Origin of the sequence: Exiguobacterium sp. s145, assembly GCF_018618835.1 — a bacterium.
Taxonomy (GTDB): Bacteria; Bacillota; Bacilli; order Exiguobacteriales; family Exiguobacteriaceae; genus Exiguobacterium_A; species Exiguobacterium_A artemiae.
This window is the reverse complement of the sequence record NZ_JACSMV010000002.1, coordinates 94,083-108,579: the sequence shown is the minus strand read 5'-3', so window position 1 is coordinate 108,579 and position 14,497 is coordinate 94,083. Positions and strand designations below refer to the sequence as shown.

20 protein-coding genes are annotated in these 14,497 nt (G+C 47.7%); 9 read left to right on the top strand and 11 right to left on the bottom strand.

The window, feature by feature from the left end; genetic code table 11:
* Positions 1 to 114: 114 nt before the first annotated feature.
* Together KNQ07_RS03520 and KNQ07_RS03515 are read left to right on the top strand one after the other, a co-directional pair.
* Positions 115 to 1,101 (top strand): hypothetical protein, encoded by a 987-nt coding sequence (locus KNQ07_RS03520; RefSeq protein ID WP_214764836.1) that lies wholly within the window; start codon positions 115 to 117, stop codon positions 1,099 to 1,101.
* 24 nt (positions 1,102 to 1,125) lie between these two features.
* On the top strand, positions 1,126 to 2,115 hold the full coding sequence (locus KNQ07_RS03515; protein WP_214764835.1) for a hypothetical protein: 990 nt from the start codon (positions 1,126 to 1,128) through the stop codon (positions 2,113 to 2,115).
* A 140-nt stretch (positions 2,116 to 2,255) separates the two neighbouring features.
* Here the strand turns inward: KNQ07_RS03515 and KNQ07_RS03510 are convergent, their stop codons facing one another.
* Positions 2,256 to 3,023: an SDR family NAD(P)-dependent oxidoreductase gene (locus KNQ07_RS03510; protein WP_214764834.1), complete on the bottom strand. Its 768-nt coding sequence runs from the start codon at positions 3,021 to 3,023 to the stop codon at positions 2,256 to 2,258.
* Between the two features lie 121 nt (positions 3,024 to 3,144).
* Between KNQ07_RS03510 and KNQ07_RS03505 the strand changes: the two genes are divergently transcribed.
* Positions 3,145 to 3,777, top strand: a complete 633-nt coding sequence (locus KNQ07_RS03505) for a hypothetical protein (RefSeq protein WP_214764833.1) — start codon at positions 3,145 to 3,147, stop codon at positions 3,775 to 3,777.
* Here KNQ07_RS03505 and KNQ07_RS03500 read toward each other — a convergent pair.
* On the bottom strand, positions 3,759 to 4,625 hold the full coding sequence (locus tag KNQ07_RS03500; RefSeq protein WP_214764832.1) for a LysR family transcriptional regulator: 867 nt from the start codon (positions 4,623 to 4,625) through the stop codon (positions 3,759 to 3,761). The two genes, KNQ07_RS03505 and KNQ07_RS03500, sit on opposite strands and share 19 nt — an antisense overlap.
* A 143-nt stretch (positions 4,626 to 4,768) precedes the next feature.
* Here KNQ07_RS03500 and KNQ07_RS03495 point away from each other — a divergent pair, with 143 nt between their 5' ends.
* The 4 genes from KNQ07_RS03495 (at position 4,769) to KNQ07_RS03480 (ending at position 7,546) form a co-directional block, all read left to right on the top strand.
* Positions 4,769 to 5,107, top strand: coding sequence for an ArsR/SmtB family transcription factor (locus tag KNQ07_RS03495; RefSeq protein ID WP_214764831.1), 339 nt, complete (start codon positions 4,769 to 4,771; stop codon positions 5,105 to 5,107).
* Between the two features lie 6 nt (positions 5,108 to 5,113).
* Positions 5,114 to 5,629: an SRPBCC family protein gene (locus KNQ07_RS03490; RefSeq protein ID WP_214764830.1), complete on the top strand. Its 516-nt coding sequence runs from the start codon at positions 5,114 to 5,116 to the stop codon at positions 5,627 to 5,629.
* Positions 5,630 to 5,799: 170 nt separating this feature from the next.
* Positions 5,800 to 7,092: a globin-coupled sensor protein gene (locus tag KNQ07_RS03485; protein WP_214764829.1), complete on the top strand. Its 1,293-nt coding sequence runs from the start codon at positions 5,800 to 5,802 to the stop codon at positions 7,090 to 7,092.
* A gap of 13 nt (positions 7,093 to 7,105) precedes the next feature.
* Entirely contained in the window at positions 7,106 to 7,546 is a 441-nt protein-coding gene (locus KNQ07_RS03480) for a DUF4362 domain-containing protein (RefSeq protein ID WP_214764828.1), read from the top strand.
* A 25-nt stretch (positions 7,547 to 7,571) separates the two neighbouring features.
* On the opposite strand, the gene KNQ07_RS03475 is transcribed toward KNQ07_RS03480, so the two are convergent.
* The 4 genes from KNQ07_RS03475 to KNQ07_RS03460 form a co-directional block, all read right to left on the bottom strand.
* A complete protein-coding gene (locus KNQ07_RS03475; RefSeq protein WP_214764827.1) occupies positions 7,572 to 8,225 on the bottom strand; it encodes a homing endonuclease associated repeat-containing protein in 654 nt (217 codons plus the stop codon).
* A gap of 111 nt (positions 8,226 to 8,336) precedes the next feature.
* Complete coding sequence (locus KNQ07_RS03470; RefSeq protein WP_214764826.1) at positions 8,337 to 8,708, bottom strand: hypothetical protein; 372 nt, start codon at positions 8,706 to 8,708, stop codon at positions 8,337 to 8,339.
* Positions 8,709 to 8,748: 40 nt separating this feature from the next.
* On the bottom strand, positions 8,749 to 9,402 hold the full coding sequence (locus KNQ07_RS03465; RefSeq protein WP_214764825.1) for an NAD-dependent epimerase/dehydratase family protein: 654 nt from the start codon (positions 9,400 to 9,402) through the stop codon (positions 8,749 to 8,751).
* Positions 9,403 to 9,423: 21 nt separating this feature from the next.
* On the bottom strand, positions 9,424 to 9,717 hold the full coding sequence (locus KNQ07_RS03460; protein ID WP_214764824.1) for a hypothetical protein: 294 nt from the start codon (positions 9,715 to 9,717) through the stop codon (positions 9,424 to 9,426).
* Positions 9,718 to 9,866: 149 nt separating this feature from the next.
* Here KNQ07_RS03460 and KNQ07_RS03455 point away from each other — a divergent pair, with 149 nt between their 5' ends.
* Positions 9,867 to 10,514, top strand: coding sequence for a hypothetical protein (locus tag KNQ07_RS03455; protein WP_214764823.1), 648 nt, complete (start codon positions 9,867 to 9,869; stop codon positions 10,512 to 10,514).
* Between the two features lie 43 nt (positions 10,515 to 10,557).
* On the opposite strand, the gene KNQ07_RS03450 is transcribed toward KNQ07_RS03455, so the two are convergent.
* Complete coding sequence (locus KNQ07_RS03450) at positions 10,558 to 11,046, bottom strand: hypothetical protein (protein ID WP_214764822.1); 489 nt, start codon at positions 11,044 to 11,046, stop codon at positions 10,558 to 10,560.
* A complete protein-coding gene (locus KNQ07_RS03445) occupies positions 11,043 to 12,269 on the bottom strand; it encodes an MFS transporter (protein ID WP_214764821.1) in 1,227 nt (408 codons plus the stop codon). Before KNQ07_RS03445 ends, KNQ07_RS03450 begins: the two co-directional genes overlap by 4 nt.
* A gap of 115 nt (positions 12,270 to 12,384) precedes the next feature.
* Between KNQ07_RS03445 and KNQ07_RS03440 the strand changes: the two genes are divergently transcribed.
* Positions 12,385 to 13,020, top strand: coding sequence for a GNAT family N-acetyltransferase (locus tag KNQ07_RS03440; protein WP_214764820.1), 636 nt, complete (start codon positions 12,385 to 12,387; stop codon positions 13,018 to 13,020).
* Positions 13,021 to 13,316: 296 nt separating this feature from the next.
* On the opposite strand, the gene KNQ07_RS03435 is transcribed toward KNQ07_RS03440, so the two are convergent.
* Genes KNQ07_RS03435 through KNQ07_RS03425 form a run of 3 tightly spaced genes read right to left on the bottom strand, consistent with a single transcriptional unit; the run spans position 13,317 to position 14,394 of the window.
* The gene (locus KNQ07_RS03435) at positions 13,317 to 13,478 is read right to left on the bottom strand and encodes a hypothetical protein (protein WP_214764819.1); all 162 of its coding nucleotides are present in this window, start codon (positions 13,476 to 13,478) and stop codon (positions 13,317 to 13,319) included.
* Between the two features lie 17 nt (positions 13,479 to 13,495).
* Positions 13,496 to 14,191, bottom strand: a complete 696-nt coding sequence (locus KNQ07_RS03430) for a DUF3169 family protein (protein WP_214764818.1) — start codon at positions 14,189 to 14,191, stop codon at positions 13,496 to 13,498.
* Positions 14,188 to 14,394, bottom strand: a complete 207-nt coding sequence (locus tag KNQ07_RS03425) for a helix-turn-helix transcriptional regulator (protein ID WP_131504147.1) — start codon at positions 14,392 to 14,394, stop codon at positions 14,188 to 14,190. The genes KNQ07_RS03430 and KNQ07_RS03425 overlap by 4 nt, the downstream gene beginning before the upstream one ends.
* Positions 14,395 to 14,497: the final 103 nt, after the last annotated feature.

The window sequence follows — 14,497 nt, the reverse complement described above, 5'->3', positions numbered from 1 at the left end:
GACTTTCCACGTGACATTAAATGGGTATTCTTTATATAGAGGAGAAAGTGGAGACGTCAGGATGTGACGGTTTCTAGAACCTCAATATGGTTCGTATGGAAAGGAACCCGGGACATGCATACAGGATACAAGCTGTTGATGGCAGCAACGATTGTCAGTTCTACGATTGGTTTTACTCATGATGTTTCGGCACAATCGGACAGTTACAAGATCGCGTCGACGAGTTACAGTCAACCGTTGACCCAAATTGAGAGCTTCATCGGCGGAAAGAAAGTGGAAACGGTACGTTACACGTTAGGCAGTGTCGATCGTCTGCATGACGGTTTGTTATACAGTTCTTACGGTGACCAGGTGATCAATCTGAAAAACAGCAAGACGACACTCCAAAAAGTCGCCGACTCGCCACTGCGGATTACAAAGTATAAAAATGCTTACTATGTCTTAACTATATCTGCACTCAATGAATTTTCGCTGACGAAATACACACTCGACTTCAAAAAAATCGGTCAGACAAAAAGATTTGTCGGTCACGGACGGGACATGATCGTAACCGGGGATAAAGTGTATGTCCTCGCCAATAACATGAAAACGGAAACGAATTCGGTTGAAATACATACGTTTGATACTAAACACTTTACGTCGCTCCACCTTGAGAAAATCAAGCCGATGATTTTTGCTTTTCATTTCCGGCATACCGGTAACGAGTTGAAAATTTACGGCAATCAAACGGAAGCAGGGGAAGAGCTGTCGATTGCGTCGTATAACTTAAAAAAACAACAGGGCAAAATCGTTTTGACGTCCAAGCAATCCGTCATGTGGGTCAACGAGACAAAAGCCTTGTCACCGACAAAAGATTTAGTCTTCAATATGTATTCGATGCTCGAAGTCGATCAAAAAACGAAACAGGTCCGGGTTCTGTACAGCAGTAAACAGGCACTGATTGACTATGCGTACGACAGTAAAACCAAAACGTATCACGTGCTCGAAGGAAATTATGAAACAAGTAACTACCGGGTCAAGACGCTGAACAGCCACTTTAAGCCGGTTGCCGATTATAAGTTTCAGCCGACCGGCCGTTTAATGCCGTTTCAGGTGTTGTGACAAATTCAGGAAGGAGTGTAACTTATGCAAAAAGCTTACAAGCTGCTGATGGCAGCAACAGTTGTCAGTATGACTGTTGGATTTAATCACGCTGTAGCGGCGCAAAAAGATACGTATCAAGTCGTTTCAACAAGTTACGAACAGCCGCTCACGACATTCGAGACTTATATCGGCAATAAAAAGATTGAAACGGTGCGCTATACGCTGAAAGGCGCTGATCGTCTGCATGACGGACTGTTGTACAGCTCGTATCATAACCGTGTCATCAACTTGAAAAATAGTAAGACGACCATCAAGCAGATTGAGCCGGCACCGATGCGAATCAAGAAGTATAAAAATGCCTATTATATGATGAGTTTATCGGCAATCAATCAATTTTCGCTGACGAAATATACATTGGATTTCAAGAAAATCGGGGCAACGAAACGTTATACCGGCTTCGGAAAAGATTTGATCGTGACCGGTGATAAATTGTATGTACTGGCAGATCATATGAAAGGAATCGATTACTCAATCAAACTCCATACCTTTGATCCAACATCATTGAAGCCTCTCCAGCATGAGACCATCAAAGAATTAATTTATGCCGATTACATTCGCCTGGCCGGTTCACAACTCAAAATTTACGGCAACCGTTCGGAAAAAAATGAAAAATTGACGGTCTTGTCGTATGACGTTAAAAAACAGCGTAGTACGAAAATGATGACAACGGATCGATATGTAAAAGGCGGGGTCGAGAAAACACAAACCCTTACAAAAGAAACCGAACTGATCTTTAATCAAGACCGGATGTATGAAATCAATCATAAGACGAAACAAGTCCGTGTCTTATATGATAGTAAAGCTGATTTGATCGATTATGTGTATGATGCGAAAACGAAAACGTATCACGTCCTCGAAGAAATCACTGAAACGGCCGAATTCCGGGTCAAGACGCTGAACAGCCACTTTAAACCGATTGCTACATATCACTTAAAACCATCCGACAGCGTCAGTCCGTTCCGTGTGTTGTGAAGAAACAAGTCGCGCGACTTGTTTCTTGTTTTATGTATACATACTTAATCGTTTTGATGAAAAAGAAAGTTGTTCTCATCAAGCACAAACAGGGACTCTCGATAAAAATCGGAAGTCCCTGTTACTTTGTCCTGATTAAATCAAAACCCTTTAATCGTCATCCCGCCGTCAACGAATAACGTTTGACCGGTGACGTATGCTCCGGCATCCGACGAAAGAAAAACAGCCGGTCCAACGAGTTCCGTCAGTTCACCGACCCGGCCGAGCGGTGTGACGTCGACGATCTCCTGTAAGTAGGTTGGATCGGCGAGCAACGGTTCCGTCAGCGGCGTCTTGAAATACCACGGTCCGATTGCATTGACGCGGATGTTTTTCGGTCCCCATTCCAGCGCGAGAACTTTGGTCATCTGAATCAAAGCGGCTTTTGTCGTCGCATAAACGACACCGGTCCGCAGCGCAACGTGTCCCGCAACCGAAGCAATGTTCAAGATACTGCCGCCCGTGTCCTGCATCCGGCGACCGATTTCCTGTGAGAACAGGAAGGCAGACTTTAAGTTCGTCTGCTGGATTGTTTCCCACTCGTCCTCGGTGACATCCAGTGCTTTCGAGCGGATGTTCATTCCGGCGTTGTTGACAAGGACATCAATCCGGTCGACATATGTATAGGCACGGTCGACTGTCGCCTGGACCTGCGTCCGGTCGGTGACGTCGCACGTCAAAACAAAGGCCCGTCGTCCAAGCTGTTCGACCTGTTTTGCGGTTTCCTGTAAATCGGATTCCGTCCGGGCGACCAGTAAGACATCTGCGCCAGCTTCCGCCATTCCGATTGCCAGGGCACGGCCGATGCCACGACCTGCACCGGTCACAAGAACGGTTTTCTGATCCAGTTGAAACGAAGGTAAGTACATACGATCACATCCTATTCTGACAGTGTAATTTTACTGTACGCTCAAATTGACTGAAAAGAAAGAAAAATGCTGATGGACTGAAAACGATATGTTATTATTTGGTAAAAAAAGGAGGGGCGATATGAAACGGAAGCTCGGACTGATGATTCTCTCCGTTTTAGTACTGGCAGCATCTTTGGTTGCTTTTGAACGTTATGCCTACACGACTTACATTTACAAACCGGCGGATTATACCTTCCATTATAAAATCAAACCGCGTAAAGGACTGAAGGCGGCGGCGATAAAAATCAAACGTTTTCCGAGCGGTCCGATGATCAAAGGTGCCTCCTTGTTCTTGCCGGATATGCTGCTGCCGGTCGGAGCACTGGTCACAGCCTTCTTATCAGTGTTTGTGTTCCGCCGGTTACTCGGATACCGCCGGCGTAAACAGTTGCTTGAGCCGACGGAAGAGGGGGATCCGCAAATCTTGCGTCCGAAGATAGCACCGCTTGACTGGCATCCGGAGCAACAACGACAACAAACGGACTCCGTTTCCGAAGTCCGTCAATTGATTGCTTCTTTTGACCGGCAGCTGCCGGACGGATCAAAACGCCGGCCGGAAGAAACGGTCCAGGACTGGCTCGACCGGATCAAGTTGACGATTGATCCGATGCTCTATCATGTGGTCCGTTACGGGGAAATCGACGATCAGACGATCGACCGTTCCGAAATCGACGCTCTGCGGAACCGACTGAATCAACGGCTACGCGGATGACCAATCAAACGGAGTAACGTCTGATGGTGTTCCGCATCCCGTGTTACGAGAGATAGTTCCCGTGTCACGTCAAAACCGGTGATCGGCAATGTCCGGACTTCCGGCGGGAGACCATCCTGAAAGATTGCCGGTAAAATCGCGATCCCGAGTTTTGCCCGGATGAAGCCAAGGACGCTTGAACCAAATTCCATTTCCGAGGCGACGGTATAGGTCGCCCCGCGTTCCGCAAACGCGGCTTTCAGGATATTCGTCGAGTCACAGTCGATCGGCAAGGACAGGAACGACGAGGCTTCGATTTGATCGAACCGGACATCGACACAGCCTTCGAACCGTTCGTCGGCTTCATGGAAGTAGAGTAAAAACGGTTCCGTATACAGGTTTGTTGACGGATACGGATGCTCGATTTGCCGATCGTCGAGCAATACGGCATCGTACTGATGCTGCTCCAAACCGGCCATCAGTTCGATGTACGTATGGGCCGTCTTGATCTTCAGTTCCGGTCCGCCCACTGTTGGATGGTTGGCGAAGTGTTGCGGCAGGTAAGACATGGCGACACTCGGCCATGAACCGAGTGTAAACGACGTCTGTCCCTGCAACTGATCAATTTTTCGTTGCATGTCATCGAGCTGTTCGAGAATTTTTTGTCCGTCTTTGAAGACGATTTCTCCTGCCGGCGTCAACGAGACGCCGCTCGTCGTCCGTGTGAACAGCGGAGCGCCGACCGCTTGTTCGAGATTTTTGATTTGTTTGCTAAGCGCCGGTTGCGTCATATGCAAAAGTTCGCTCGCTTTCGTCAGGCTAGATGTTTCCGCCGTAACGTGAAAGGCTTCGAGCCATTCGGTTTTCATCAGACTTCACTCTCTCTTTACATGCGTGTGCTTTGACGATACTGTACGTCAGCTCGAAAAGACAACTTTTCCGCTCAATTTTATATATTCTTTGTTTGGAATATTCCTTTAAGGGTATATATAAATAAGAAGAGGTGGAAATCATGTCAGAGAGGCTTGCACGTACGTTATTTGCTTTATCCGATACCAATCGCCTGAACATCGTCGAACTGTTAAAGACAGGTCCGTTGCCGGTCGGTGAGATTGCCGCACAGTTAGGTCTTAACCAACCGCAGACATCAAAACACCTAAAGGTTTTGCTCGAAGCAGATCTCGTCCGCATCGAACCGGCCGCGAACCGCCGGATTTATCATTTGCGAACAGAGCCGTTCCAAGGTCTCACTGCGTGGAGCCAATCGTTTGAACAGCAGATGGTCAGCCGGATGACACGACTTGAAGGATATTTGGAACAGATACAGGACACAGTCAACCCAAAGGAGTGAATGAAGATGCAGGAAAAATTAAAAACGAAAGTCGAAGGTTCCGTTCTTCAAATGGAATGGACGTTCAACGCTCCACGTGAGCTGGTATTTGCCGCATTTACGGAAAAAGAGCATCTCGAAGCCTGGTGGGGACCGGAAGGCTGGCAAACGGAAATCACGACCTTTGATTTCGTCGAAGGCGGCATTTGGCATTACTGTATGCGCTGCAAGGATCCCGCACAAGGGGAATTCTACGGAATGGAGTCGTGGGGAAAAGCGATCTTCCGACAAATCGATGCTCCGCAAAGTTACGCCCACGCCGATTATTTTTCGGATGCTTCCGGAACAATTTCCGAAGAATTGCCGGGCAGTGAAAACGTGACGACGTTCGAAGCCGTCGGTGACCGGACCCGGGTAGTGTTCCGGTCGGACTTTAAGACCGAGGAAGCGGTAAAACAAGTCCTTGAGATGGGGATGAAAGAAGGGTTTACGTCACAACTGCATCGTCTCGATCAATGGCTTCTTCAACGAACCGTATCCTAAAAGATCTGACAATCCGTCACGGACAGGTTGTTTTTTCGAATATTCGGTCATATCTGTCACTCTTTTGGAAAAAAGGTCTTCCATATTGGGAATTCAAAGGAAAATACTTCATCTTTGGCAGTATGGAGCCGTTATACAAGATGAGATGATTGAAAAAGGGGATCGATAGTGTGAAATGGTGGGCAAAACAACAAGAGATGACGTTTTCAGAACGGATGCAACAAGAACAGGTACATGTTCGCTTAGAAGCGGGTTCAGCATTTGCGCAACAACTCCAGCTGATTGATTTGACGGTCGAGGATTTACAAATCGTTCGTTTGATCCGTCACGATGTCGCGGAGTGGATGCCGCAGATGGTCGATGCGTTTTATGCGGAGTTGGTCCGGGTGCCGGAGCTGAAACAACTGATTGAACGGCATTCGACACTTGAACGGTTAAAAGGAACGCTTGCCAAGCATATCCTCCAGATGTTTGACGGACAGGTTACACCGGACTACATCAATGTCCGAAAACGGATCGCCGACCGTCATGTCCGGATTGGTCTGCAAAACAAGTGGTACATCGCCGCGTTCCAAAAGGTATTAAACGTCTTAAGCCGGCAAATCGAGGACAGTACGTTACCGGAGTCGGAACAGGTCCGGATCGTCCGCTCCGCCGGAAAACTGTTTAATCTCGAACAACAGATTGTTTTGACGATGTATGAGGAAATGGTCGAAGCCGAGCGGCAGACGGTGACGGATGCGAAACAGCGTGTCGGACAGACCGTTCAAAAGTCGACAGAGGAACTGGCCGCGATGAGTCAACAATCGTCCGCCAGTTTTCAGGAAATGGAGCGACATGCCCAACAGGTTTCGTTGACGACGGGAACGATTGCGATGCAATTAAGCCAAGCCGCGAAAGAAGCAGAGGATGGCGTCGATTTGGTCGAGGCGGAAACGAAACGGTTCGAGCACGTCGTCTCCGAGATGACGCAGACGACGGAACAGATGACGCAACTTGCTTTTTTATCGCAAGAAATCGAACGAATTGCCGGAATGGTGACGGCGATTTCCGATCAGACGAACCTGTTGAGTCTCAACGCCTCGATCGAGGCCGCACGGGCCGGCGAGATGGGACGTGGCTTTACCGTCGTCGCCCAGGAAATCCGGAAACTGGCGGAAGAAAGTAAACGTTCCGCGTCAGAAGCATCAAGCATCGCGCAGGAAATCACCTCGAAAATGGGACAAGTCTCACGGCGGATGAACGGAACAGAACAATCGGTCGTGCAAACGACGGAGGAGCTGGGGCGCGTCGTCACCGCCTTTACGACGATTTCCCGCCAAACGGTCGATGTCTCGAAACAGATCATTACGCTGTCGCAGGATACGGAACAGGTTGCCGGAACGATTGAAGGGATGCGCCATATCGCGGAATCGATTGCCGAGACGGCTGACGATTTACAAACCGTTGCGACGACACTCTGAAGGAGGGATGGGGATGAGAAAACGAATCTATCTGTTGTTTGGAGTTGGAATTCTGATGCTTGCCGGTTGTGCAAGTAACGATTACCCGTCAGAGGAAGCCATCAAAAACGGCGATATCGTCACGACACCGGAACGGGCGAACGTTGACCAGTTTGAAACGTTTTTACAGCGGGTGGAGGCGAATAAAAAAGACACAATTCGGATCACGAACTATACGACGGAAGGAGATGCAATTCTGGAAGACATCACCTACGACGGAAAACAGTTCGTCTATTCACTGGATTCATCGCGCGACGAATACGGTTCCCAGGCCGACGACCGGGAAAAAGAAGTCTGTCGAAACATGCAGAAGAAAGCTGAAAACGAAGGATATGTCTTTACATTGACCGATTGTCAGGAAGGTCAGGATCATATTGTTTTTACTGCACGTCCAGGTGAATTATCTGACAGATGACAAAAGGTTGATCCTCAGACGGGGATCAACCTTTTGTGTCCAGTGTCTCCTCGAGCAGTCGCAGGGCTTCCCGCCAGCTGGAAAAGCGTTCAATCAATAACGTTAAGGAAGGAGCTTGATGTGTCCGGGAGTACCGGACATATTCCTGGCTCGTGATAGTCGGACCAATCGCGTCATAGGCTTCGCGTAAGGCATTTAAGCAGTCTTCATTTGAGTAGAGGCCGCTTGACGATAATTGAAAATGAGCCAACGCCTGTTTCCAGGTTCCGTGATGGCGGATAATGGTATTCGCACTCATCATTTGCGGATAATTGGCCCGCAGTTCGGAATAGGACCGGATGGTCACCCGGGAGCCGCATGTTTTGACATAAAAGGCGATGCTGTCATCAACACTCCAGCGGTCACTGTTTGCCGAATCGGTTTTCGAGCGGTCGAGCACCGCCCGTTTTTCAGTCGATAGTTCGGAAGTCCGGATGATTCCCGCCTGTTCGAGCAAACGAGTCCAGGAGCCGAATCGCCGTTCGATTTCCGTCAGAGACGGATACGGTAAATAGCGGGCTAACTTTTGATAGTGGGCAGCTTTCATCGGAGCTGTGTGCAATTGGTGCAATCCTTGGATCAAGCGGATGATTTTTTCATTGGTCGTAATAGAAGTGGATGTAGGCGTGGTTTCTTTCATAGGAAGTCTCCCTTAGCGGATGGCTGTTCATAATGCCGCTAGTGTACCATCTAGCCTTAAGAGATTTAACTAACAAAATCGTAAGGTTCGGACTGATGTCCTGAAACGGGTTCAACCCTCTGCAATGGCTTCGTACCGAAACGCGACAGTCCCTTGAAACACGTACAATTCGCCCGTTGAATTTTTTGACTGGTACAACTTCGTTCCTTTCGGCCAGTCGGTTGCTGTCCGGTCGGCAAGTGCTTCTTTTCCAGATAACTGTTTTTGGACGGTCGTAATGGAAACCAGATATTTTTTCACGATGGTCATATTTTTGCCGCTCCGTTTATAGACACGATCATGGATCCGGATTAAATCCGCTGATTGATCCTGGCGGGCTTCCTTCGCAATGATGTCGGTCGTTGAGATCGTTTCGGTTTCCCGCGCACAGCCGGCAGTCAGACAAATGCTGCTCAGCAGGATGAAAATCAACTGTTTTTTCATTTCAGTCCTCCGTTTCGTTAGTCAGGCAGAAGAAGCTCTTTTATTTGGCGTTCGGTTGCAGTGAGAACAACTGGAGCAACCGCTCTATTGTCTCGTCAAACGATCGAACCGGTTCGTAACCGAGTGTCTTGATTTTGTCTGTTGCATAGGTCGGACGTTCCGCGACACGATCAGGGATTTGGTACGGTTTGCCGGAGGCTTCAACCAGCCGCATTCGGAAGTCCGTTTCCGGAATGTTGGTATCGACGGCGTGAAACACATCACCTGGTTTTCCACGTGTCAGGACGAGGAAAACCATCTCGGCAATGTTATCGGCATGGACCCAGTTGACGAGATCGTCCGGGTGGACCCAGGTCACACAATCCGCTTCCTGCATCCGTCTGACTTGCCGGTCGCCCCAGTGGGAATCCTGTTCGGCGCAAATGGCACCGGGGCGGAGAATCCGGACGTCCAAGCCGCGGGCGGCGCAATGGACAACCCAGTCAATTTGTTCCATTGCTTGTCGAAGCGACGTTTGATCGGTCAAGTCCCCGATCGCCGGTGTAATCCCGAGTGATTCGAATTCAGTGAAGCGCTCCGTCTGTCGTATCAATCCCCGGACTTCCAGTGCCTCCGGCAATAATCGTTTTGCGACACGTAGGCCAAGCGTCCCGGTGATACCAGTGACGAGAATCCGTTTTCCGGACAGTTCCATCTGATCAACCTTCTTTCTAGATTATTTCACCCGCTCAATCGTTGCGACGAGCGGTTTTTTGCTGTTCCGATATGCAAAGCGGATACGATCACCTTTTTGCAGGCAGGATAATTGGTTGGTTTGACCGTTAACTTTCGTTTGGTCGTCAACCGTGACTTCGATCAATGCATAGGAAGCTTCCGGATTTTGCTCGTCCGGACCGAGCGAAAGCTGATTGCCGTTCCGTTCTTCAATCACGTATGACTGATCAGAACAACCGGTTAAAATGGCTACGATGACTAGACTCAACAGCATCAACTGAATGATTCGGCACATGTTTCCACCACACTTTCATTGGTAGGATCCAGAGAACAAGGGATTATATTCATTGTAGGGATAGGAAACGAAATGCGAAAGTGAAATATGGATGGATTTAGTCAATTTGATAAAAAGGATGGTAATATTAAGAAAAAAGGAGGGGCTTCATGAATACTTTTGCTAAAAAAGTACTAATCCTTTTCGGCGTCATAATCGTGATGTCCGGTCTGGTGATTTTCCTGTATGTCCAGTCGATGGAACCGGACCAACCGGAAGCGGATCGTGTCGTACGCGAGACAAAATCGTATATCACAAAACACTTCAAACAGGCAGAGCTGGAAGGCGTCTTTTACGACGCTGCGGGGAAATACTCTGAGTTTGATTATGCCGTACAATTGAAGGAGCCAAAAACCAATACGGAATTTTTCGTCTACATCGATCAGCAGTCGAAGCAGGTCACGGATACATACTTGTCGGAACAGTGGTCAGAGGAACTGACGGAACAGATTCGTCCGCTTGTCGAAAAGATCTTCGGTTCAGGGACGGCGTACATGGCTGTTTATTATCCGGACGATGTCCAACAGTTGAAGTTGGATCCGGCATCGTCAAGCGAGTATCAGAAATCGAAAATTCCGCCGTTCATTACGATTACACTGCAACGGGACCGGTTACCGACGGAAGAGAAAAATCTGATGCGTCTGGCAACGGCTATAAAAAAACAGAAATTACTTCGGCACGGAAATCTGACCACGGAATACATCAATGAAAAAGGTGTTCTGCGGGAAGATGAAATCGGATTTAATACATACTTTTAACAAAAGAGCGGACGACCTGGAATGTCAGGTGATCCGCTCTTGTTCAGTTTCCAGTTACCAGGCTTTGAAGGTAAACGATTCCCATGAACAGAATCCAGACGCCGATCGGAATTTCTAGACTCATCAAAGCTTGCGTCAGCCGGTACGAAGTTCGTTTGTTTTGTAAGTAACGATCCGTCACGAAAAACAGGAGAGCGGCAGCCAGGCTGAGAATACCCGCGTAAGGATTCAGGAGCAGGAAAACCCCGGCTCCGAATGCCAGGTGCAGCACACCCGACACAACGAATTCCGCTTTTGGATGGTTGGTGATCCGTCGGCTGATGATTTCACTAATCAGTGACGTCATCCCGCCGTAAATCAGGATGAACGGAAAACTATACATCAGGTAAGCCGGAATACTGATGACAACACTTGATATATACTGCCCCATCGAATTATCAGGCAAGCTGGTCGGACCCGGAACAAACAGACCGAATAACATGGCGAAGATAGCGCCGGAGATGGAAGCCGCAATGATTTTCCGATAAATCATACGATCGGTCTCCCTTCTTGCTCCTGTACATGCTTCGCTTCCCGGACCGGAAACAACAAGCCGATTCCAATGATTAAAGCACAGCCGATAAAGATGGCTGGTAATCCGAGGGTCGCGACAAACGACATCGTTCCGAGAATGATTAAATCGAACGCGGAATCAACAAGATTAAGCAGCGAGAGTGTCGTCGCCCGGCTACCGGACGGGATGTGTTCGTTGATGATACCGGAGTAAAGCGGTTGTCGGATCGACCGCAGCATCCGCAGGACAAAAAACAGTACTAAGGCGATCCATAAGCTGTTAAACAGGAAACTCGCCAGTGAGACGGCAAGCAGTGTGATAATACCCGACAGTTGCATCAGTGTCGTCCGTTTGAAGCGGAGCAACAGCCAGGCGAGGTGCCGGGTGATCAGCATGCTGAGTAGAGCGGCGCTTGCGTACAAAACACCGAGCCATGCAACTGGAAGTCCGGCTCCCGTCACATACGGTTGCTCAAACTTTCCGAAAATGACGACAGATGGAATCAACACAATCGTGAAGTTGAGAAAAACTTTAATCAGATCCGGTGATCGGCGGATGATCTGCCAACCATTTTTGACATGGGTATACGGGTTGTCCCGGAACTGATCAAACGATTTAGGATTGATCAGACTGAAAATCAACAAGAATTCGATGATTTTAAAGAGAATTCCAATGAGGATCAGAAATTGGAACTGGCTTTCCGCTAAATCGCGGACGAGGTAGGCGCCGATCAGGCTGGTAAAAATCGTGACGGAGAACATAACGGACGAGATTTTCGCCATGACCTGACTCATCGCCTTTTCCTGTCCGCTTTCCTTTAATGATTCAAAAATCAAGGCATCGTCTGAACCGGAAAAGAAGGACGTTGATAATCCCCACAGCAGTCCCTGAATCGAAAACCACCAAATGTCATCCGCAATCAGCAACAGACTGGTTGAGAAAATACTGATCAAGCTGCCGGTTAAAAACGACGCTTTTGGTCCGAAGCGGTCGGCAAAGGCACCGGTCGGGATTTCCGATACTAATGTGGCGGCACAATACATGAAGAGAATGATTAAAATGTCAGATGCCGACAAGCCGCGCTGAAAATAAAATAGGGTGATGACCGGATCAAGGAGGTTGATCGTGCCGAACAAGGTGATGAAATAAAAGACACGGACATTATGGGTAGCCAGATTATGATGATTTCGTTTGATGAACATGGTATGTCCTAACTTGAACTGTAATGGAGACGCTTTGATAAAACGTATCGTATATGATTATAATGATAATATATGGAATTCGAAAGGGATAATTAGGAATTTTAGGAGGGGTGGTATGAAAATACAGCTGGAAGCCTGTACGGCACTGGACGCAGAAGAGTTATATGCATTTGAACTCGAGAACCGTCTGTATTTCGAACAGTCGATTCCTTCGCGAGGCGAAGACTATTACCTGCCTGAGATTTTTAAGCAACGGCATGCGTCACTCTTACAGGAACAGCGAGATGGCACTTCGTTCTTTTACCTGATCAAAGGTGAAGGCGGAGAAATTATGGGTCGGATCAATCTCGTCGATCGGGATGTAACTACGAAACTGGCAGAACTTGGGTACCGAATCGGACAAAATCATACGGGTAAGGGGATTGCCAAAGAGGCCGTCCGGTTGCTAATCAAACAATGTACGAAACTTGATATTGAGGAAATTCAAGCGGAGACGACGGACGGAAATATCGCTTCGCAAAAAGTCCTGACAGGTAACGGATTCCGACAGGAGAACACAGCAGTAGAAGTCGAACTGAACGGTCAACGGATGATGCTCATTCAGTTCAAACAGACGATCTCGATGGACGTCAAAAATGACTCCGGTAGTTTTAACCGCGAGTCATTTTTTAGGATTATTATACGATTTTTTAGGATTATTATACGATTTTTTGAGAATCCTATGCGAAATCCAAAAATACAGAATCGCTGATGCGCCGCAAAGCATCAGGAAAGGCAGCAAGAACAACAGTTCACTGAACCGAACGGCTCCGTTATGATTTAGTAAAACAATAACCAGGGCGATTGTACTGCCTGACACACCATACAACAAAGGGACTGTCTTCCGGCGCTTAGGGAAGAATGAAACAAATCGTTTCTTCAGCCAATCAACGAGGATTCCTGAAATGAAGATGACGGGAAACGAATAGAACGTTTGAACTACCTCCACCTACGCTTTGGCCGAAGACGATTCATCTCCCACTTGCACTAGGGCTTCGCCCTGAACGTTTAGAAGGGGGAGTATTCTCGGCTGATTTTGATAAAGATGCCGCTCGCTGATGAATACATCGTATGGCTTGCCCGTTCCGACATTGGTGTAGAGGACCAGCAGGTTAAAACACCGGAAATCAAAACGGAGGTGAACATACCGGCAATAATGCTTCGAAGCATGCTGATTTCTCCTGTTCTTAACGATTACGAATCGTCAGATAATATTTTGCGTTACTGACCATCAAGATGGAGGTAATGACGAAAATGCTGAATAGCTGAGAGCTCGATGTCGACAGTGAGTAGAAGAGCAGCAAGATGATTCCAACAATCAGCATCATATTAACAAGAGAATGTGTTTTGTACAGTCCTTCGAGCATGACGTGTTTTTCCCCGTCATCCGATGCCGCGAGGAGTTTCATGGCATAATCCGTTTCACTGATGTCCGGAAGCTTCCGTTCCGGATACATGTGCTGGACCAGCGCCTGAAACCGGATCGAACCAATCAGTCCGACACCCATTACGACGAAGCCAGTCACGACCAATGAAAGCTGTTGATCGAGTACTAAATTCACACTGATCACTGCAAGACTAAGCGGAAGTACTAAATTTAAACTCAGTGTGCCGTCGCTGAACCAACGATACATCTGTTGATCGGCCAAATCTTCCGCGTCTCCTGTCAACGGTTGGTTGAGAAGGCGATGAATTTTCCGGTATCGAATGAACGATAATAGAAGTAATCCGATTAGAACAACAAGTAAAAATCCATTGACCCACAAGCTGTACTCCGAAAAGGCAATCCCTTCAAGCGGACTACTTAATACCCAGTACATCAAGAAAAATCCAATGGTACCGCCGACAAGCATCCGTAAAACCAGGTTCAGACTTTTACTCACAGTAACTCCTCCTCGTTAAATTGAAAGATGTCCTCGATCGTTGTTTCAAAGACCCGGGCGATTTTAGCTGCAATCAGGAGCGACGGCATGAATTCTCCTCGCTCAATCAAACTGACAGTCTGTCGGGAAATGTTAGCACGTTTTGCCAGTTCAGTCTGATTCCATCCATGACGTGCGCGCAGTTCCTTCACTTTTGACTTCATATCCTTCACCTCACTTAAATTGTAAACGATGTTAGTCGTAATGACAATGATATTAGTCAAAATGATTATGAAAAATGTCATTATTTCGATGTTTATTTGCAAT

What these genes read in the sequence shown, in the direction of transcription:
- KNQ07_RS03475 (WP_214764827.1), bottom strand. Translation starts at nt 8,225, where the DNA reads ATGAAAGAAACCACGCCTACATCCACTTCTATTACGACCAATGAAAAA.
- KNQ07_RS03460 (WP_214764824.1), bottom strand. Translation starts at nt 9,717, where the DNA reads ATGTGCCGAATCATTCAGTTGATGCTGTTGAGTCTAGTCATCGTAGCC.
- KNQ07_RS03490 (WP_214764830.1), top strand. Translation starts at nt 5,114, where the DNA reads ATGCAGGAAAAATTAAAAACGAAAGTCGAAGGTTCCGTTCTTCAAATG.
- KNQ07_RS03510 (WP_214764834.1), bottom strand. Translation starts at nt 3,023, where the DNA reads ATGTACTTACCTTCGTTTCAACTGGATCAGAAAACCGTTCTTGTGACC.
- KNQ07_RS03425 (WP_131504147.1), bottom strand. Translation starts at nt 14,394, where the DNA reads ATGAAGTCAAAAGTGAAGGAACTGCGCGCACGTCATGGATGGAATCAG.
- KNQ07_RS03445 (WP_214764821.1), bottom strand. Translation starts at nt 12,269, where the DNA reads ATGTTCATCAAACGAAATCATCATAATCTGGCTACCCATAATGTCCGT.
- KNQ07_RS03520 (WP_214764836.1), top strand. Translation starts at nt 115, where the DNA reads ATGCATACAGGATACAAGCTGTTGATGGCAGCAACGATTGTCAGTTCT.
- KNQ07_RS03505 (WP_214764833.1), top strand. Translation starts at nt 3,145, where the DNA reads ATGAAACGGAAGCTCGGACTGATGATTCTCTCCGTTTTAGTACTGGCA.
- KNQ07_RS03495 (WP_214764831.1), top strand. Translation starts at nt 4,769, where the DNA reads ATGTCAGAGAGGCTTGCACGTACGTTATTTGCTTTATCCGATACCAAT.
- KNQ07_RS03500 (WP_214764832.1), bottom strand. Translation starts at nt 4,625, where the DNA reads ATGAAAACCGAATGGCTCGAAGCCTTTCACGTTACGGCGGAAACATCT.
- KNQ07_RS03455 (WP_214764823.1), top strand. Translation starts at nt 9,867, where the DNA reads ATGAATACTTTTGCTAAAAAAGTACTAATCCTTTTCGGCGTCATAATC.
- KNQ07_RS03465 (WP_214764825.1), bottom strand. Translation starts at nt 9,402, where the DNA reads ATGGAACTGTCCGGAAAACGGATTCTCGTCACTGGTATCACCGGGACG.
- KNQ07_RS03470 (WP_214764826.1), bottom strand. Translation starts at nt 8,708, where the DNA reads ATGAAAAAACAGTTGATTTTCATCCTGCTGAGCAGCATTTGTCTGACT.
- KNQ07_RS03435 (WP_214764819.1), bottom strand. Translation starts at nt 13,478, where the DNA reads ATGCTTCGAAGCATTATTGCCGGTATGTTCACCTCCGTTTTGATTTCC.
- KNQ07_RS03480 (WP_214764828.1), top strand. Translation starts at nt 7,106, where the DNA reads ATGAGAAAACGAATCTATCTGTTGTTTGGAGTTGGAATTCTGATGCTT.
- KNQ07_RS03440 (WP_214764820.1), top strand. Translation starts at nt 12,385, where the DNA reads ATGAAAATACAGCTGGAAGCCTGTACGGCACTGGACGCAGAAGAGTTA.
- KNQ07_RS03515 (WP_214764835.1), top strand. Translation starts at nt 1,126, where the DNA reads ATGCAAAAAGCTTACAAGCTGCTGATGGCAGCAACAGTTGTCAGTATG.
- KNQ07_RS03450 (WP_214764822.1), bottom strand. Translation starts at nt 11,046, where the DNA reads ATGATTTATCGGAAAATCATTGCGGCTTCCATCTCCGGCGCTATCTTC.